The sequence below is a fragment of the Oligoflexus tunisiensis genome (genome assembly GCF_001748245.1).
Classification (GTDB): Bacteria; Bdellovibrionota_B; Oligoflexia; order Oligoflexales; family Oligoflexaceae; genus Oligoflexus; species Oligoflexus tunisiensis.
Map to the genome: position 1 here is coordinate 2210217 of NZ_BDFO01000001.1, position 17624 is coordinate 2227840.

At 56.3% G+C, this 17624-nt stretch carries 16 protein-coding genes; 8 read left to right on the forward strand and 8 right to left on the reverse strand.

What is annotated here, in order from left to right; all coding sequences use genetic code 11:
* Positions 1–69: 69 nt before the first annotated feature.
* Together OLTU_RS09590 and folE are read left to right on the forward strand one after the other, a co-directional pair.
* Complete coding sequence (locus OLTU_RS09590) at positions 70–1404, forward strand: tetratricopeptide repeat protein (RefSeq protein WP_141732541.1); 1335 nt, start codon at positions 70–72, stop codon at positions 1402–1404.
* A 2-nt stretch (positions 1405–1406) separates the two neighbouring features.
* Positions 1407–1985, forward strand: coding sequence for a GTP cyclohydrolase I FolE (gene folE / locus OLTU_RS09595; protein WP_141732542.1), 579 nt, complete (start codon positions 1407–1409; stop codon positions 1983–1985).
* Here folE and OLTU_RS09600 read toward each other — a convergent pair.
* Positions 1953–3821 (reverse strand): hypothetical protein, encoded by a 1869-nt coding sequence (locus OLTU_RS09600; protein WP_141732543.1) that lies wholly within the window; start codon positions 3819–3821, stop codon positions 1953–1955. The two genes, folE and OLTU_RS09600, sit on opposite strands and share 33 nt — an antisense overlap.
* Positions 3822–3965: 144 nt before the next feature.
* On the opposite strand from OLTU_RS09600, the gene OLTU_RS09605 reads away from it, so the two are divergent.
* The 3 genes from OLTU_RS09605 (at position 3966) to OLTU_RS09615 (ending at position 7430) form a co-directional block, all read left to right on the forward strand.
* Positions 3966–5258, forward strand: coding sequence for a hypothetical protein (locus tag OLTU_RS09605; RefSeq protein WP_141732544.1), 1293 nt, complete (start codon positions 3966–3968; stop codon positions 5256–5258).
* Positions 5259–5558: 300 nt separating this feature from the next.
* Positions 5559–6437 carry a flagellin N-terminal helical domain-containing protein gene (locus OLTU_RS09610; protein WP_141732545.1) on the forward strand — a complete coding sequence of 293 codons (879 nt, stop codon included), beginning with the start codon at positions 5559–5561 and terminating at the stop codon, positions 6435–6437.
* A gap of 162 nt (positions 6438–6599) precedes the next feature.
* Positions 6600–7430, forward strand: coding sequence for a hypothetical protein (locus tag OLTU_RS09615; RefSeq protein ID WP_141732546.1), 831 nt, complete (start codon positions 6600–6602; stop codon positions 7428–7430).
* Between the two features lie 6 nt (positions 7431–7436).
* On the opposite strand, the gene OLTU_RS09620 is transcribed toward OLTU_RS09615, so the two are convergent.
* The 4 genes from OLTU_RS09620 to OLTU_RS09635 all read right to left on the reverse strand — a co-directional run bounded on the left by OLTU_RS09620 (position 7437) and on the right by OLTU_RS09635 (position 10901).
* Complete coding sequence (locus OLTU_RS09620; protein ID WP_141732547.1) at positions 7437–8192, reverse strand: tetratricopeptide repeat protein; 756 nt, start codon at positions 8190–8192, stop codon at positions 7437–7439.
* Positions 8167–9384, reverse strand: coding sequence for a hypothetical protein (locus tag OLTU_RS09625; protein WP_141732548.1), 1218 nt, complete (start codon positions 9382–9384; stop codon positions 8167–8169). The genes OLTU_RS09620 and OLTU_RS09625 overlap by 26 nt, the downstream gene beginning before the upstream one ends.
* Positions 9385–9483: 99 nt before the next feature.
* Complete coding sequence (locus tag OLTU_RS09630; RefSeq protein ID WP_141732549.1) at positions 9484–10113, reverse strand: hypothetical protein; 630 nt, start codon at positions 10111–10113, stop codon at positions 9484–9486.
* Positions 10101–10901, reverse strand: a complete 801-nt coding sequence (locus tag OLTU_RS09635) for a hypothetical protein (protein WP_141732550.1) — start codon at positions 10899–10901, stop codon at positions 10101–10103. The genes OLTU_RS09630 and OLTU_RS09635 overlap by 13 nt, the downstream gene beginning before the upstream one ends.
* 376 nt (positions 10902–11277) lie before the next feature.
* Between OLTU_RS09635 and OLTU_RS09640 the strand changes: the two genes are divergently transcribed.
* Positions 11278–12654, forward strand: a complete 1377-nt coding sequence (locus OLTU_RS09640; RefSeq protein ID WP_218109948.1) for a hypothetical protein — start codon at positions 11278–11280, stop codon at positions 12652–12654.
* Here OLTU_RS09640 and OLTU_RS09645 read toward each other — a convergent pair.
* Positions 12651–13307: a fumarylacetoacetate hydrolase family protein gene (locus tag OLTU_RS09645; protein WP_141732552.1), complete on the reverse strand. Its 657-nt coding sequence runs from the start codon at positions 13305–13307 to the stop codon at positions 12651–12653. The genes OLTU_RS09640 and OLTU_RS09645 overlap by 4 nt on opposite strands.
* Positions 13308–13494: 187 nt before the next feature.
* Here OLTU_RS09645 and OLTU_RS32290 point away from each other — a divergent pair, with 187 nt between their 5' ends.
* Positions 13495–13800 carry a hypothetical protein gene (locus OLTU_RS32290; protein WP_218109949.1) on the forward strand — a complete coding sequence of 102 codons (306 nt, stop codon included), beginning with the start codon at positions 13495–13497 and terminating at the stop codon, positions 13798–13800.
* Between the two features lie 49 nt (positions 13801–13849).
* On the opposite strand, the gene OLTU_RS09650 is transcribed toward OLTU_RS32290, so the two are convergent.
* Together OLTU_RS09650 and serA are read right to left on the reverse strand one after the other, a co-directional pair.
* The gene (locus tag OLTU_RS09650; protein ID WP_218109950.1) at positions 13850–14347 is read right to left on the reverse strand and encodes a GreA/GreB family elongation factor; all 498 of its coding nucleotides are present in this window, start codon (positions 14345–14347) and stop codon (positions 13850–13852) included.
* Positions 14344–15936 carry a phosphoglycerate dehydrogenase gene (serA, locus tag OLTU_RS09655; protein WP_176736478.1) on the reverse strand — a complete coding sequence of 531 codons (1593 nt, stop codon included), beginning with the start codon at positions 15934–15936 and terminating at the stop codon, positions 14344–14346. The genes OLTU_RS09650 and serA overlap by 4 nt, the downstream gene beginning before the upstream one ends.
* A gap of 333 nt (positions 15937–16269) precedes the next feature.
* Here serA and OLTU_RS09660 point away from each other — a divergent pair, with 333 nt between their 5' ends.
* Positions 16270–17529: a glycosyltransferase gene (locus tag OLTU_RS09660; protein WP_176736479.1), complete on the forward strand. Its 1260-nt coding sequence runs from the start codon at positions 16270–16272 to the stop codon at positions 17527–17529.
* Positions 17530–17624: the final 95 nt, after the last annotated feature.

The following is a 17624-nucleotide window of genomic DNA, read 5'->3' on the forward strand; positions in this document are numbered from 1 at the left end:
TTTTGCTGCTTTCTACAATTCCGGTATACTTATACTTTGAGTGTGGGCGAAAGCGGCAAGGAGAATCCCGTGGAAAACAACGAAGAAGTCAACGCGATTATACTGACCAAACGTGGCGATATTCGCGATGCTGTTCGGCAGGCTTTCAAATCTCAAGGGATCAAACCCGGCGCCATTGTCTCCGCAACCGATGACAAGGAATTCACCGAAAAGCTCGAAGAGAGCGACTACTCCATGCTGGTGCTCGATTGGGAGTATGCTCCCGAGAAGGTCAGCCAGATCCTGATCAACAACCGGAAAAAGAGCCGTCTGGAATCGCACCCGGTCTTCCTGATCGCGGCCCACGAGGATGACAAGATCATCTCCATGGCCCGGGAATTTTTTATTCAATACGTGGCCATCGGCGAGGTGAACATGGACACCATCCGCAGCCAGATCAAAGGTCTGGTCAAGGATTTCCAGCATGTTTCCCCGGTGCGCAAGATGCTGTTGGCCGTGGAGTCCGCGCTGCAATCGAATCATGTGCCGCAGGCGACGGAAATGCTGGAGCGCCTCCACGAAAAGCAGCCGGAAAATCAGCGCGTGGCGGTGGAATTGGCCGAATGCTATATCCTTCAGAATGATTGGGGCCGCGCCGAAACTCTTCTGAAACGCTTTATCAATACCGAAGAGTGCTATGCGCGCATCAAGCATCTTTACGCGCGCTGCCGCATGAAAAATGGTGATCACAACGGAGCGATCGCTTCGCTGAAGGGCGCCCAGCTCATCAGCCCTTACAATGTCGAACGGCTGATTGAACTCGGCAACATCTTTCTCAAGATCGACAAACCCGAGGAAGCGGAAGCCGCCTTTGAGGAGGTTCTGGATTTTGCGCCGGGTTCCAAGGAAGCCAAGGTCGGCAAGAGCACGAGCAAGATGCTGATGGGCGAGGTGAATGAAGCCCTGAGTCTGCTCAATGAATTCGCCAGCCCCCGGGAACTCAGTGCGGTCTTCAATACAGCGGCCATTCTTGCCATTCGGCAGAAGCGATATGATGCCGGGTTTGAACTCTATCAGAAAGCCCTGCAGCTCCTTGCCAAAAAACCCAAGCTCGTGTCGCGCATTCTTTACAACATGGGCATCGGCTATGTGAAATCCGGCAAGCTGGACAAGGGTCTCAAGTGCTTTGAAAAGTCCGCGGAGTCTGATCCGGAATTTGCGGATGCGTCGCACAATATCAAGGTGCTCAAGACAGCGACGCAAAGTCCTCAGCCACGTTCGCAGGCGGTCGACGACCAGCACGAAATCCTGGACGGGTTGGAGGAACGCTTCACCACGACCATGCCACTGATTGATGTTGGCACGGAGGACGAGGATGAAGTACAACTCGATGATGTGCTGTCTGACATTGGTAAAGTGGGATAGATATGACACGAAATTTTAATGAAGCCAAACACCAGGAAGGCCTGCGAGCCCTTCTGAGAGACCTGGGTGAGGATCCGGATCGCGACGGACTGCAGAAAACTCCACATCGGTTTCTGCGCAGTTTTCAATTCCTGACCAGTGGTTATGAAAAGGATGTGCCGAAGATTCTGCAGCAGGCCCTGTTCGATGTCGATTTCCAGGATATGGTGATCGTGCGGAATATCGAATTCTATAGCCTATGCGAACATCACCTCCTGCCTTTTTACGGCAAGGTTCATGTCGGCTATATTCCCAGCAATAAAGTGGTCGGTCTGTCCAAGATCCCGCGGGTGGTGGAAGCCTATGCGCGCCGTCTGCAGGTCCAGGAGCGCATGACTCATCAGATTGCGGAGTCCATCCAGACCGTTCTGCAGCCTCAGGGCGTGGGTGTGGTGATCGAAGCCTTTCACTTCTGCATGATGATGCGTGGCGTGGAGAAACGCGAGAGTTTCACCACCACGAGCTCCATGCAGGGCGTCTTTCAAAAGAATGAAACACGCCAGGAATTTTTAAATCTGGTGCGCAGTCCGGTCCGTCCCTGAGGACGCCGCCTTCACCAGCGGTTTTTCATCCCAGATCAAGGCCATCGCCTGGATGCCCTGCAGAGGGGGCAGCCGGGTTATTTTCATGCCATAGCCTTGCAGAAGCTGCATGGCCAGGTGCTGGTGCTGTTCCCCGGCGCGTGGCAGCTGCTGGATCAGGCTGTCATCATCCGTCGGTCCGCGCAGCGAGAGCACCAGAATCATCTTGTCGTCACGTTTCTTGCACTGGTAATGCAGAGTCGGTGCGGCCCAGCCCCGCTCACGGGCCAGTTCGATCAGAGCCATCTGACAATGATAAAGAACCGAGTGCAGCGTGCTCTGCGGGATCTGCAGATGATGCAGTTCATGGTCTTCCGCCAGATTCTCATAATGCAGCTGCAGTTCCTTTTCCTGCATCGCGATCAGGGACTGACTGTCGATGATGAGCCGATGCAGGGACCTGCTGCCTTTGTCCGCGCCACCCATGAGGCGATGCCAGTGTTCGGCCAGCTGCACATTGTCCTTGAGATCCTGCAGGAGCTTTTGGGAAAGCAGCGTGACATTGATCGCGTGAGTGCTGAGATCCTGGCTGGATTCGATCAGTATGCGCACGGTTTTTTCCAGCTCCGATTCCCCGTGTTCATCCACCCGTTCCGCCATCGAACGAACCAGTTTGCGCGGCGCCACCGTGCGGAGTTCATCCGCCCAGCGTTGACCCAGCTCAAAAAGTTTTTGGGAGGGACGGACCAGCTGTTTGGCTGCCAGATGGGAAATATCCTCGCCGAGGCTGTGAATATCCTGAAGTTTTTCCAGATGCGCCTGGGCGGAACCATTCATCTGCTGATGCAGGGAACGGGCCTTCTGCAGCCAGGCCTGCTCCACCTGCCGATCCAGAAGGCGTGCTTCCAGACCGACGATCTGCTGGGAAAGACTGTGGCTGTGCTGACGACAGGTCTGCAGCTGATCGTAATTGCGTTTCACGATGCGGCTCAGGCTTTCACGAATGGATGTGATCGGATTGGCATCTGCTGTTTCCGCAGTCCCCTCGGGAGTGTCCACATGGAGATCCCTGGCCCACTGCCTGAGGCTTGCAACATCCTTTCTGATCTGCGCTTCCCTTTTTTGCAGCTGACGGATCACGTTATAAAATGCGAGCAGAAAGAGAGCCATCGCCACCAAAAGCGGTTGCATGAACGTCACCGGCTCCTTCTGCAGGACCGCTGGGTAAAAACGCAGCAAAGGATGGTGGGAATAAAGATCCGCCGGGCTGGCTTCAAAAACCACCGAGGCGGGCCGCTCCCCCTGCGGGGTTCCAATGCCCAGCTCCAGACTGCGAAAGCGGTCGCGCAAACCGTGGTGCGAAAGGATCCAGCTTTGTTTCAAACCGGTTGAAATCAAGAGGAACATCCGGCGGTCACCCAGCAAACCCAGCGGCATGACCCATTCCAGATTCGGATGGTCGTCCGTCATGCGCCACTGAAATTGACCCTGCGTGAGTGCGCGATCCTGCAAGGGACAATCGGTGCTGAGGAGCAGTCCCTGTTCGGAATGCGCGAGATACTTGCAATCCTGATCGAGGATGGCCAGCTGATCGATGCGACCGGGAACGACATAGCCACCGAGAATGCGACTGGCCGCACCGTAAGCCTCAACATTCAGATCCTGGGTCAGCACGGGATTGCTTTTCAGCTCACGCCCCAGTTCCGCCAGCTGCAGACGGGTTGTTTGCAAGGCCTGCTCATACTGAAAGCGGGCCTGCTGAAACTGGCTTTGGAACTGTAAAAGGGGACTTTGGCCCATCAGGATGGCCACGAGAGGCAGAATTGCCGCAAAGAGAGAAACGAGGGCTCGGGTCACGTTCAGTCTCCGCCAGGATTGAAATTTGTTTTTTCATGTTACCTTTGGCTCTTTGGAAAGGTCCATGAAAATTCCAGGATCCGATGGACGATAACGGCTATCCCCGGTAGGATAGGGGCTTCGGATTTCGGCGGGAATAACTGCATGCGTTCGTCAGAATTCAAAAGCGCCCTCATCGTTACCCTGCTCAGTATGATCCTCCTCCGGCTCGTCTGGATGGATTTGCGATCCTATGTCATCACTTATGCCCCGCAGAATCGTTACGCTCTGGATCGCAGTGAAGCCAGTGGCCACTGCCGTCGTTCCTTCAGTCTCAGACAAATTGGTCCCGAAAAACCGACACAAGGGAGTTGGGAAAGGCCGGGCTGGGCGGATTCCCGCGTTTATCAAAAACTGGTGCTCGCCAGCTGTCGCAATGGTGTTTTGCATGAGGCCAGCTTTGTGCGCTACAACCAGGGCCTTTTGATTGCCTGCCTCGTCGCGTGCGTGCTCCTGACCCGGGTGATGGCACGTTCCTGGATCGTGGGCTTGATTGTGGCTGTGGCCCTCCTGAGTCGCGGCCGGCTGATCGCCGCGAATGGACAAATTTCCGGTGATGCGCTGATCGCGGTGGGTCTTGCCCTCTGGGCCATGTGCCTTGGGCATTGGCTGCGCTCCGGATCCTGGTGGGTGTATCTCGCGTCCTATGTCGTGGTCGCTGTGCTGATGACTTTGGATCCCGGGACGGCCCTGCTGGGTTTCGCGCCGCCTTTGGCTCTCGCGATCTGGCGGCCCATCCTCCGACGCAAGATGGAGCGCCGTGTGGTGCCGGCGGAACCGGTCAGTCGTGATGTGAAGCTCTGGAAGCGTTGGGGTGAACTGCTGAATCTTTCGCTGGGGCCCGCGCCCGACGCCCCTTTGTCCGGGGGACTCTTTCGTCCGCTGCCGGATGGCATTCGTCCACTGGTCGGTCAGCCGCGTTTTCAGAATGCCCTCAAAACCTTTACCATCATGGGCGCTGCCCTGCTCGGCATCATGCTTATCGTGCAGTTCATGGTTGGGAAATACGGACCCTTGCCGCTGCAGCCCGTGACCGGCTCGGCGATCCGCATGTGGTTGCGGGGTTTTTTAAGTCCCCTGGATCGTGACTCGGGTCTGGGTATACTCATGATGATCCTGGCTCTAACCTGGCGCTCCCGCTGGCTGCCCTATCTCAGGCCCCTGGTGAATCTGGTGGGAGCGGGCATCATCTTCTCGGCCCTGGGCTCCGCTTTTATGGATCTGATCTACCTGCCGCAACCCGCAGAACGCCTTTGGCTGGGCACACGCCTCCTTATCCTTTGGGAACCGGTGCTCATGACCCTCGGGATGCTGGCCTTCTATCAAATGATTCTCAGCCTGCTCGGACGCCTGGATCGGATTCCCAGTCTGACCCGTTTCCTTAAAGCCTTAAAATAGAAGTTCAATCCCCCTCTTTTTGCCAATTCAAATAAATTTCCTTGGAAATTCATCAGAGACGGTTTTGATGAAAAGAGGAAATCCTTTGCCGTAAATTTTAACTCCAGCGCCGGTCACGACCCCTTTTTCAGCCTCTGAATATCACGGGTGACTTTTCGCGTTTTTAAAATTACACCAATAACGTCGTGATGAAAAACCAAGTCAGTTTTTGGGAAACCTCTCAATCGCGTTTGGGGAACGACGATAGGAGGGTTATGGATTTTGGCAATCACTCACACTGACTTTCTGGAGGTTTTTATCATGGGTTTGCGCATCAAGACCAACGTTCCTTCGCTCATCGCTCAACGTCGTCTTTCGAACACGACTGCCGACATGCAGAGCAACATGGAAAAGCTCTCGAGCGGACAACGCATCAACAAATCAGCGGATGACGCGGCGGGTCTTGCCATCTCTGAAACCATGACCGGTAAGATTCGTTCCATGTCCCAGGCCCAGCGTAATGCCAACGACGGTATTTCCCTGATTCAGGTGGCGGAAGGCAGCATGAACGAGATCAGCAGCATTCTGATCCGTATGCGCGAACTGGCGACTCAATCCGCTTCCGATACGATTGGCAACCTGGAACGTTCCTACACCAACAAGGAATACACCCAGCTGGTGGATGAAATCGACCGGATCGCCAATACCACGGAATTCAATGGTTTGAATCTGCTCGGTGGATCGGACAAAAATAACGGCATCGGCAATCTCACGATTCACGTCGGTGCCGGTGATGGTCTGGTGGAAAACACGGATACGATCAACATCGATATTGATTCAGTCAAACTCGACACGGAAGTTCTGGGGCTGGGGGCTGAAGCGGAAATCGGTCCCGTGGAAGCCGACGGTGACTTTGATCGGCAGACGGCAGCTGAAAAGCTGACAACGATCGACAACGCGATCAAGACTGTGGCCGGAAACCGCGCCACTCTCGGTGCGAAGCAGTCCCGTCTGACTTCGACGATCAATAACCTGGGTGTACAGATTGAAAACATGTCGACCAGCCGAAGCCGCATCCGCGATGTGGACTTTGCTGAAGTGACGGCACAGTTTACGCAGAACCGCATTCTGGGTCAGGCTGGGTCCTCTGTTTTGGCTCAGGCAAGCTCCATCCCAGAGCTGGCCCTGAAACTTCTGTAAGCACAATAGCTGGATTGTCTTAGGGCAGTCAGTTGTGATGTTTGTGGAGTGACAGGGGGGTCTCCTCCCTGTCACCTTCCTCCTATTTGCGGCTTCAACTCGGTCCAGACCGGGTGATAGAATGAAGCAGCAGTGGATTGGCCTGAAGGAAGCGGAGGATACATGTCCAGGTTGTTGCTCGTTCTGCTATGCTGTGTGGCCTTATCGTGTGTGACCAAGAGACCTTTGGAGGACGGGCCCGCTTCGTCCCAAAGCCAACGACCCAGTCCGGCAGCAACGCCGGCGCCGACACCGGGGACGGCACGTGAAGCGCCGATACCCCATCCTGGTGGCGACTGCCAGGCGTTGCCGGCGGGAATCAAGCTGCCTTATTACATCAGCAGCGCTTCCGTCGTGGTGATTGGTTTCCTGAAAAAGTGTCAAACCGTCGATGGACAGGAAGGCTTTCAGCGTGGAAGCAGCTGGACTGCGATGGGCTTTCCCTGTACAGGAGGCCGTGGTCGCATCGATAAGAAAGGCGACAATACGCCGAGTCTTGTGACCTTTCATCTACAGAATTCCTGTCCCATGCTGCCCAGTCGCACCGAGGATGTCGAAGTTCTGGTTCGCCAGACATTGAAAATCCCCGTGGACTCGCGCTTGATTGCCTATTATCCACTCTCCGTGGATTACTGGGAATTCGTGGATTCCACCGAGGCGGATGTGGGCTACCGGCCGGAAATTTATACACCGCCGGCGATCACGCAAAACTGGCAAAAGTTTTCGACCAAAAATGAGCCGTTGAACGTTCGTCTTTATGGGCGTGAGAATGCCTGGGAGCCAGGCCGGAAACTTTATGAAGTGCAGGCGCAGCTGTATGCGGAAGGTCGCAACACCTTCCGCCTTCAGGTGACGTCAGCCCGCGTTTTGGATGATGCAGGGAGAAAAGCGGTGAAGGAACGCTGCGAAGGCCTGCGGCCTCGACGGGATTGTTCGCGTGCTTTCGGTCTGTGACCTGAGTCAGAATTCGGTCGCCGGGCGAATTTTGCGATTTTTTTTGCCTTTGGACTGGGGCTTGCCAGGGACGGCTTTCTGTTGCAGCTCCAGCCTTTTTTTTAGGCGTTCGAGGCCTTTTTGCAGGGCGCGATCCTTGGGATCCAGTTCCGCCGCCCGCAGCCAGGCTCTCTCGGCCAGCTGCAAATCCCCCGTTTTCATCAGAATGGTGCCCTTCATTTTATAAAGCCGGGCGGCATTCGGATAAAAGGTCAGCAGCTGATTCACTTCGATCAGTGCATATTCATAATCACGTTTTTTATAAAGCTCCATGATCCTGGCCAGGCCGAGCGTATAACTCGGACCCTGTTCGGGACCTTCCGCCGCGCCCACACCCATCGCCTCTTCCAGCATGGACCGCTCGCGCTCCTGATCCTGACTGGGGCCAGGCATGGTGGATAAAAGCTCGCGGTCCGTGATCTGGGGGTTGTGCACTTTCACCTTGTCCTCTTCCACGGGCAGGGCGGTCATGGGAATGCTGATATCGTAGTCATCGGCGCCATGCGGAATCTCCACGATGTATTCCGCGCCGCCTTTTACGCTGCGAATGATAAAGCGGTCACTGCTCGCATCCCGGCCGATGGGCCTTGTTTCGTCGGCAAAAGGGTAGGAGATCGTGCCTTCGACCAGGGTTTGATACTGGTCGGTGGTCTGCCGGCAGCTGCCCAGCAGAAGGCTCAGGAGCGGCAGGGCTCCCTTACATGTTGTAGCTAACCGCCACATCCGCACCGACTCCCCCTGATATTTTCACAAATTTGCCATCCAAAAGGATGTTGGCCGGTCCCACCAGAATCAGCGAAGCATTCACTGAGAAGCGGCGACCCAGATAGGTATCGAGCCCGGTACGCAGGGTCGGAGCCATATAGCCCGACGCCAGATGCAGGCCGAGCGCCGCATTCACACCGTAACGAACTTCATTGTAGGATTCGAGCGTACCGAGGAAATTATGGGCATAGAGCGCAAAGACTCCGAGGGCGTTGGTGAAGGGTTTGGCCTTCCGCTCGGTGCTTTCCTCCGGCTCAGTCGTTTCTGGTTCGGGACCCTCGGATGGGTAATCGCTGAGCAAGGCGCTGGCCGCCATGTTCAACGTCAGTAGAAGACCAAATTCATTGTGGCGATTGTCAAACCTCTCCGTGCCGCGCACGTGCAGGGTCAGAACACTTTTCTCCCGCGCCGTTGGCTCAACATTGGGGATGGAACCGCCACCAAAGCCAATCAGATAACGAAAGTCCGGCGTGTATTCGTCACTGGTCCGGGCCTTTTCAATCTGGCTGTAGTCGATGGCGAGTTTTTGAAAGCGCGTCTTGAGGGTTTCGCTATTGTAGGTGCGGGTCCAGACCATTTCCTTGTTGCTGCTTTCAAAGATCTGCAGCGCCAGCACCATATGCGTGGTGTGATAGACCAGCACCACATCCATGAAGTTTTCAATGCCGAGCTGATTGGCAGCCCGGTTCATATCATCCGTATTGGTTGTGGGGGAGCTGATCAGCAGCTTGTCATCCACGATGCGGGTGTTTTTGGTTTTGCAGGGCAGGCAGCTGATCATGCGAATCTTGGAATTTTCCCGGATGCGTTCGGCGACCAGCAGCTCCACATAGTTTTCATAGGTGCGCGGCAGGGATTCGCTGACCGAGACTTTGCGGATGGAGAGGTTTTTCAGGCCGGAAATCTGCCCGCTTTTCACATCATAGCCGAATTCATTGAGCAGCTCATCGAGCACCTCATGAAAGAGGCGGACCTGTTTGGGATTGGCTTCCTTCAGGCGCTCGGCTTCCTGCAGCTGCTTTTTTTGAAACGTGGCGCCTTCGTCGTCGACCGCATAGGGACCGCGGCCTGCTGATTTTGGGGGTTCAGCAGCCTGAAGTTTGATGCCGAGAAGCAGACTTCCCAGGAGGAGTTTGAAAGCGAAACCCATGGGGCGAAGCCTCCGGGGTGATGGAATCACGCCTATCACCCCGATTATAGCCCCTTCGCCCTGGGCATGTTTTTCCCGCTGATCCGAAGAGCATCGGCCTCACGGTTCCTGAAAAGGCGCCGCCGGTTTTGGGGATTGCATTGGGCCGGAAGCTTCCCTGGGGGAAAGGTGCCGACCAAACCAGACCTGGGACAGGGCGATATATTTTTTCTGCAGATTGCTGCGGTAGTTACGGGTTCGCCGCGTGCGGTCCAGGCATTCGGCCACAATAAAGAGAGCCTTGGATTCCCGCAGAAATTGCTGCAACTTGTCCTGATAGGAGCGCCCCAGATTTCGCTGTTCGAGCTGATACTCCAGCCGGCTCATCATATGAAAATAACACCAGTGATAAAGGGGAAAGGCTTCACGCACATCGGCTTCCAGTTCGTCCGCAGCCTTCTGAATATCCTCCCTGCCTTGAATCCGATCCGCGCGGGCCAGGAGCTGCGCCTCGCAATCCTCAAGACGCTCCAGTTCAAAGCCGGTCTCCTGAGCCGCGAGCCAGGTGTAAAGGCGTCCCAGTTCCTGCGCACTGGGTTCCGGCAGGTCCTCGTTCACGACCGGGGTCGGCGGTTCCTCTTGCGCCGGTAGCGTAGCCTCTTCCATGGGTTGCTCCGGCGGGGGATCAGGTTTTTCCTGGGTGGTTCGGCAGCTGACAAGGCAAAGGAGGAGAATCATCAATCGGTCCATAGGCTGACTCCGCAACTCACATAAGACAAGAGATACGAGGCACTGCTCTGCACGCCGGCCTTGGCCTCCCACTCCCAGCCGGAAGCCTGGCGAAAACCAAGACCATACGTGAGCCAAAGCCCGGTGCCATCGAGTCCAAAGCGTTTGGTGGCGAGCTTATGCTCGTGACCGGGAAATTCAGGATCCGCCTGACGACTGCTGCCGGCCAGGCCAAAGGCCAGGGTTTGCCGTGGTTTCCCGCGCCACTCAAAAGCCAGCAAGGGTCCGGCATGGAGCGCAGCAAAGCGCGAAAAGCTGGTGGATGAGCGTGCGGTTCCATACCAGGACGCCACATGCAAACCCGTCCAGAATGTGAAGGATTTTTTCGGATCCGTCACACGCCAGGCGGTTTGCCAGATCACGCCGGGATCAAAGTGAAAGACATCCACGGGGCCGGCAATTTTTTGAGCATGGGTTGGGGCCAGACCGAGAGAGAGACGGAGACGCGGATCCTGGTCCTTGAGATTCATCTCCTCCTGTATCTGTTCTATATGGGCCTTTTCCTCGGGTCCCAGCAGTTCGTCGGTGGCCGTGGCGGGAACATCCGCAGGCGGTAATGGACGGGCCGTTTCGCGCGATTTTTTGCGCTGCAGCTGCTCCTCCAAAGTCGGGTGGGACGGGCGCGGAGCGACAGACGCAGGATTGCGGCCATCCGGTCCCATAATGGTCCCCGGTTGGGCAATTTGTGCCTGAATTCCGCTTCCGGCTCCCCAAAGAAGCAGGAGACTGACCCGAGTAAGTCGGCCCATGATCCTCAACCTTTTGGCAATAAGCCTCATTATAGCCTTATCGCCCAAGGGAAGCGAGAACGCTTATCGGAACTGGCAAAGTCTTGCCCAGTGCGGCTCGGGAAAATCCTGCCCATTTTTTTCAAATCGAGGCAGCCCTAGACTGGGAATAGAGTGGTTTATCAACCAGTCACCTGAGGTCTTTCAGGATGAAACTCCCTTTGACGGAAGTCGGAGCATTTGCGTGAAGTCGAAAGCACCGCCTAAGCCTCATCCATCAAATAATCGTCGTATCCCGGCTCATGAGCTCTTTCCTCAGCCAGGGGTCTATCGACCGCAGAGCTTTGGTGCGCGACGCTCCAAGAGAAAGCGGCCCCTGCTGCTTGGTCTTCTCTTTATGTTAACCTTTCTCGCCGGATTTGCCGCCCTTGGTTATCTCAGGCGTCCGCATATGCAGGCTCCTTTTGTGCTGGTCGAGGTGAGAGCCATCGAGGAAACCGGGCATCCGGTGACCGCCGCCAGGGTTTCCATCAATAACAAGTCCATGGGCGTGACGGACAGCTTCGGGGAATGGCGCCGCTATCTGCGTCTGCATCCCGGTGATCAGCTCAGTGTGGAACTCTACAAGGCCGGTGAACCGTCCTATCGCGGCTCGCGGCTCCTGAAGGTTCCCAAAGCCCGCAACGGAGAACAGGATCTTGAAGTGAAGGCCAGCATCGAGATGGTCACGCCCAAGTCCCTTTCCAAAAGGAAGGAAAGAATCCAGCAGCAGCGCCAGCAGGTGGTGGATGAAACCGATCCGGAAACCCCGGACCAGGACTATGAGCGGCGACAGCCCGAGCCTCTGCAGAAGGCCACCGTGGACGTGAATCGGGCCGCCTCGCCCAGCGATATGAACGACAGCTCCCTTGGTCTTTATTTTGATGATGGTCTAACCGCCATTGCGCTGCAAGTCACGCCTTTCCGTGGCGTGCCGTCCAACCTTCTGGAAAAGCATCAGGCCGAGGTCCTTGAGGACCGCATTCTGCCGATGCTGGCCAACGATCTGGAGGCTCTCGGCATTCGCGTGGAAAAGAACGCGCCCTGGAAATTGCAACTCAGTTATATCCCGAAGCGCGATCAGGTGGGTTATATTCGCAGCCAGATCACCTGGCAAAATCCCTTCGGCGAGGCGGAAAAAACCGCGTTTGTGGCCGGTTATGCCAAGACCTTTGAAGAGACCGTTCGGGCCGTGTCCTCGCTCCTGCGCGTGCACATGAAAAAATCCTACTGGGCCTTCAAGGAGGACGGCAAGTGGTACATCGATGAATCGGCCGACGTCAAACCCTTCTGGCGTTTGAAATCAGGCATGACCCTCTCGGATACCAATGGTCAGAAATTTTCGATCGCCATGGTCTCGAAGCAGCACGGCACGCTGCGTTGGAAACTCAATGTCGGCAACCGTCAGCCCTGTGCCACCGTTCGCCAAAAAAATCGCTGCATGGTCAGCACGCAGTCCTTAAGAGAGGCTCCACCCCTGATCGGTTGGAAGCAACGCCGTCTGCGCATTCAAGGTCAGGTGCCGAAGCATGCGGAAGTCTTTGTCGCCGGTTTCCAGGCTGTTCCGGTCGGCGATGGCCACTGGGAATACTGGGGACATCCCGGCAGCAATCACAAGGCCCTGGTTCTTTCCCAGGGACGCATCGTGCATAGCGAAATCTTTATGGACGAGAGGAATGCGCTGGCTGTGCTGCGCGTGCCGCCCGCCGCCGGCACCCGTCAGGCGCGCCGTTAAAGACGGCCATTGGCGTTCAGCCTCAACGCATCGCTGAAGACACGCAATTGATCCCCACGCCGCACCGGTCCGACTCCTGCGGGTGTTCCCGTGAAAACGAGATCACCTGGATACAGATTCTGTAGTGTCACCAGATAATGCAGAATCGTCGAGCACGGGAACATCATATCCCGGGTGTGACCGACCTGTTTCACCTCACCGTTCACTTCCAGCTGCAGATCGATGCGGGTTAAATCCAGACCGCGTGCGCTCACAAACGGAGCCAGCACAGCGGAGCCGGCAAAACTTTTGGCGATCGTCCACGGCAGGCTTTTCTTTTTGAGCTGATCCTGAACCGCGCGCCGCGTGAGATCCAGCCCAAGGGTCACGGCCGCGACCGAATCCGGGCCGACCTCGGACTGAGCCTTGAGGTGCTGCCCGACGAGGAGCACCAGCTCCAGCTCATGATGAAAGGTTTCATCCGGAAAAGCCAAAGGGCCTTCCGCCAGAGCGCGCAGGGCGGATGGCGCCTTGAGAAAGACCACCGGCTCGGCGGGAATTTCGTTGTTCAGTTCCTTGGCGTGATCGGCGTAGTTGCGCCCAATGCAATAAATATTTCCACTGAGCTGCGGCCACTCAGCCACGACGGGTTCCAATTGATAACGATGAGACATAGCGGCTCCTTAAGGGGGGACGACCGGTTCGTGCGGTCTTCAGGCTAGTGCAGTCCGCAGGCTCGATCAAGTCCGGAATGGAGAGGCCGCTGGAGTGCTGCCACGGCTCAGGTCGAGCGGGCCAAGGTTTCCAACGTGGGCGACGTCTTGACGAATGATCCCGACCGCTCGACCCCAGCTGTCACTGATGGAAAGTGACAATGAATTTGGAATGACAATCGGGACAGCTGGTGAGCGCTCCACCGGTCTCGGGGCACTCATAGCTTTGATACTGTTTGCAGGAAGGACAGAAGCAGCCCCAGGAATTGGTCTCTTCGCACTCAATGTCAGCAAATACACGCTTCAGCTTCATGGATATGACCCTCTTCACTCGTATTTTTTTGGAATGACCGCTGTTCACGGTGACGAAACCGTGAACAGCAAAACTCATTCCATCAATTCCAAGCGTAAAAGAGGTCAGATAGCGTGGAAAACAAGGGTTTTAAAGTCGTGATGACAGACTATGGCGGGTGACGCTGTTCGAAAAATCCAACACACGCGTCTTATTCCACCCGACGCCCTGCATAGTGAATATCAATGATCTCGTAATCCGCGTCGCCGACCGGGCGGTGCACAGTGACCACTTGGCCGACTTTTTTTCCCCAGACAGCCCGGGCCAGTGGGGATTTCCAGGAGATGGTGCCTTGATCGGCATCGGATTCCCCGACTCCGACGATGGTCCATTCCCGGGTCTGGCCTTCCTCATCCTCGATGACAAAGGTGGCCCCGAATTCGATGCGATCGCTGCGAATATTCCGCGGATCAATGATCTGGGCGTCCTTCAAAAGACCGGTCAGGTAACGCAGACGCTTGTCGATCTCGCGCATGCGCTTGCGGCTGTAAATGTACTCGGCATTCTCCGAGCGATCGCCTTCCGCTGCCGCCGTGGCCATGTTCTCGACGATGCGCGGACGTTCCACCTCCAGGAGCTGCCGGTGCTCTTCCGCGATGCGCTGCCAGCCCTCACGGGTCAGCGGATTTTTCATTTCCTCCGGTTTCATAGGAAGAGGGCCTTGGCACTGACGACGTTGGGCAGTTCCCTGAGCTGTTTCAGCTCAGCCGGGGGAATCTGGCTGTCGACATTGACAATCGCCATCGCGCGCCCGCCTTTTTTATTCCGGCTGAGGTTGAACGAACTGATGTTGATGTTGCCACGCGCGAGGTCATGACCCACATCACCGATCACACCGGGACGGTCATGGTTTTCAATCAGAAGGAGGTAGCCGCTCGGCTCCACTTCAAAGTGGAAGTCGTTGAAAAGGGTCAGGCGGATGTGCCGTTCCTCGAAGACGACACCGCCCACGGTAATCTGCTGCCCCTGGGCGCCGCGGACGATAATTTTCAAGGCGGAGTTGTAGCTGGTAAAACTCGGGTCGGTGCTTTCCGTGACTTCAATGCCCAGGCGTTCGATGTGTTTGTTGACGTTCACAAAGGACACGTAGTCATCGACCACCTTCGTGGCAAAACCCTTCATCCAGCTCAGGCGGATGATGGAATTATCCAGCTCGGCGATATCACCGCGATACTGCAGCTGCACGGTTTTGGGGTTGAAGTCGAGCACCTGGCCGACGATCGATCCCAATTTTTCCGCGAGGGTGGAGTAGGCTTTCAGAATTGGTTTATCGATCACACCGACCTGCGGCAGGTTCACATGATAATCGACGACGCCGCCTTCCAGGGCCTTGCGGACCTGTTCCACAATGGTCTGGCCGATGGCGATCTGGGCCTCCTCGGTGGAAGCGCCGATATGCGGAGTGCAATAGACAAGGGGATGTTTCACAAGATCCATCCAGGGACCCGGTTCCTTTTCAAAGGTATCGATGGCCGTACCGGCGATGATGTGATTGTCCAGCGCCCAGAGGAGATCCTTCTCATCCACGACACCACCACGCGCGGCGTTGACGAAATAACCCCGCGGCCCGAGCGCCTGCAGGACCGCGCGATCAATCATGCAGGTTGTTTCCTTGTTTTTCGGGACGTGCACGCTGAGGATGTCGACGGTTTCAGCCAGCTCCAGAAGGGAATTGACGGGTGTCGTCCCGTGATTGGAAAAAACGTTCGGGGAGATATAGGGATCGTAGGCATACACTTCGCACTCAAAAGCCCGGCAGAATCGGGCCACGCGATGCCCCACGTTGCCGAGGCCCACGATGCCGACTTTCTTGCCTTTTAATTCGTAGCCACTGTAGCGATGGCGATCCCAGCCGCCCGACTTCACTTTATTTTGCGCTTCCGGAATTTTGCGCAGCATGGCGAGCATCAGACCCAGGGTCAGCTCGGCCGCAGAATTTGTGTTTTTCCCCGGAGTATTGAGGACGAGAATCCCGCGTTCGGTGGCATACTCAAGATCGATATTGCCGACACCTACGGCAGCGCGGGCGATCACTTTCAGCTGCGGGGAGGCGTCGATCAAGCGACGATCCACGTTGGTTTCACTGCGGGAAACCAGCACATGGGTGTTGGCCAGGTCGGGCACCAGCTCCTCAAACACCACATCCGGCTTGTAAACGATATCAAGCCCCTCGATTTGTTTGAACCCTTCCAACGCCACGTTATGCAGCTGACCTGTGATCAAGACTTTTGTACGCATGCTTCCACCTATCGACAAGAACGTGGCCTTTACCCTAGCACAGGATAAAAGCCGTGCTCGATAGGGAATTTCCTGTTCCGTCCGCGCCGGGCCTGGCAGCCTTCGTTTCGGTCGGTCCCGCGTCCGCCGCCGCATGCCCTCCCGGTCGACTCCTGTCGAAAAATCTGACAGTCCTCACCTGAACTCAACTTGCGCCAACTTTTAACCCATTGGAATGACATGATAAATGCGCAGCCTGGCCCCAGCCCTCTCCTGGCAGGACCCTTGCTCTCTTTCTGGTGCCGCCCCCTGCGGAGCCGTTGTGGTATAAGTTGTTGTGGATTGGAGGGGCCTTTGAAGAGCATTCATAAAGTCTTGATCCTCAGTGGATTGCGTCTGTTTCCCAATCAGGCCGGTGGACACCTGCGCAGCGGAAACGTTGCGAAAGCTCTGGCGCGCCTTGGTTACGACGTTTGCATCTACAGCCTCGCCGGCCGCAAGGAAGACTATGGCAGTGGTTCCCAACTTCTGCAGCAAAGCATCGAACCCGGTCTGGTGGAGGAAATCAATCTCGCCCTGCCCCTGGGTCTTGCGCAAACTCTGGCGCGTCGCCTCGGTTTGCCTCGTCTTTGGCAGTATCCCATTCTCGCCTCGGGACTGATACCAGCGACTCTGCGCGATCGTTTGCAGTGGGCCGACTGCATCATCTGTGATCTGCCTTTCGTGCCGCCGGTGCCGGGCCCCTGGCGTAAAAAACCCTGGGTGCTTTTGAGTCACAATCTTGAATATCGCCTGCTCGAACAGGGCGGTTTCCGGGATCGCCATCTTTTTGCGCCGATTCTTCTGGAATGGGAACGCACCGCGTCCAAACGTTATGATGGGATTCTGGCCTGTGCGACCGAGGACTACGACTTTTTTCAGGCGCATAATCGTGAGGCCAAACCGATTCAACTCGTCCCAAATGGAATTGATGCCGCTCTCTATGCGCCTGACGCGGACGCGCGTGCTGCCATGCGCCAGGAGCTGGGTTTTGCGGAGCAGGACCGCGTGATCGTCTTCAGCGGCAGTCGCTATGCCCCCAATGTGGAGGCCCTGGCCCAGCTCCAGGACTTTGTGCACAAGCATGCGGAGGCCCTGCAGGCCGCAGCTGTGAAATTTCTGATTCTGGGCTCCATGGCCCCGGCGTCCCGTTCCGCGCGGATGATCGCCACGGGATTTGTGCCCTCGGTTTTACCGTATTTTCAGGCGGCTGATTTTGCCATCAATCCGGTTCAGCGTGGATCGGGCAGCAATGTGAAAATCTTCGAGTATTTGGCGGCCCGTCTGCCCATTCTTTCCACAGAATTCGGCGTGCGCGGTTCGCAGCTCCAGCCGGAAACGGATTATTTGCCCTTCGATTGGAACAGCCTCATGCTCAGGCTGTCCAGCCTGAGTCAGGCGCGCAGCCCTGAAGTCTGGCGCTCTTTCGGTGAAGGGGTCTGGCAGCGCCACGCGGCGAACAGCGATATGACGGAAATCGTTCGTCAGCAATGGGAGTCCCTGGAGCGGAGCCTGCCCCAGTTCTCTCTGCGCCTTGTGTCTCAGGTGCCTCACAGCCTGGCAAGCCGGCCTTAAGCCCTGGGAAAGACTTAAGTATTCTCTGCTAGCCAAAACGGTGTTCATGAATTAGTGTAGGCGCCTTCGGGAACCTCATCTTATGGACTTAGTTA

Excerpts from the sequence above, each read along its gene's own strand:
- folE (WP_141732542.1), top strand. The coding sequence starts at position 1,407 with ATGACACGAAATTTTAATGAAGCCAAACACCAGGAAGGCCTGCGAGCC.
- OLTU_RS09605 (WP_141732544.1), top strand. The coding sequence starts at position 3,966 with ATGCGTTCGTCAGAATTCAAAAGCGCCCTCATCGTTACCCTGCTCAGT.
- OLTU_RS09610 (WP_141732545.1), top strand. The coding sequence starts at position 5,559 with ATGGGTTTGCGCATCAAGACCAACGTTCCTTCGCTCATCGCTCAACGT.
- OLTU_RS09615 (WP_141732546.1), top strand. The coding sequence starts at position 6,600 with ATGTCCAGGTTGTTGCTCGTTCTGCTATGCTGTGTGGCCTTATCGTGT.
- OLTU_RS09620 (WP_141732547.1), bottom strand. The coding sequence starts at position 8,192 with ATGTGGCGGTTAGCTACAACATGTAAGGGAGCCCTGCCGCTCCTGAGC.
- OLTU_RS09625 (WP_141732548.1), bottom strand. The coding sequence starts at position 9,384 with ATGGGTTTCGCTTTCAAACTCCTCCTGGGAAGTCTGCTTCTCGGCATC.
- OLTU_RS09630 (WP_141732549.1), bottom strand. The coding sequence starts at position 10,113 with ATGGACCGATTGATGATTCTCCTCCTTTGCCTTGTCAGCTGCCGAACC.
- OLTU_RS09635 (WP_141732550.1), bottom strand. The coding sequence starts at position 10,901 with ATGGGCCGACTTACTCGGGTCAGTCTCCTGCTTCTTTGGGGAGCCGGA.
- OLTU_RS09640 (WP_218109948.1), top strand. The coding sequence starts at position 11,278 with ATGTTAACCTTTCTCGCCGGATTTGCCGCCCTTGGTTATCTCAGGCGT.
- OLTU_RS09645 (WP_141732552.1), bottom strand. The coding sequence starts at position 13,307 with ATGTCTCATCGTTATCAATTGGAACCCGTCGTGGCTGAGTGGCCGCAG.
- OLTU_RS32290 (WP_218109949.1), top strand. The coding sequence starts at position 13,495 with ATGGAAAGTGACAATGAATTTGGAATGACAATCGGGACAGCTGGTGAG.
- OLTU_RS09650 (WP_218109950.1), bottom strand. The coding sequence starts at position 14,347 with ATGAAACCGGAGGAAATGAAAAATCCGCTGACCCGTGAGGGCTGGCAG.
- serA (WP_176736478.1), bottom strand. The coding sequence starts at position 15,936 with ATGCGTACAAAAGTCTTGATCACAGGTCAGCTGCATAACGTGGCGTTG.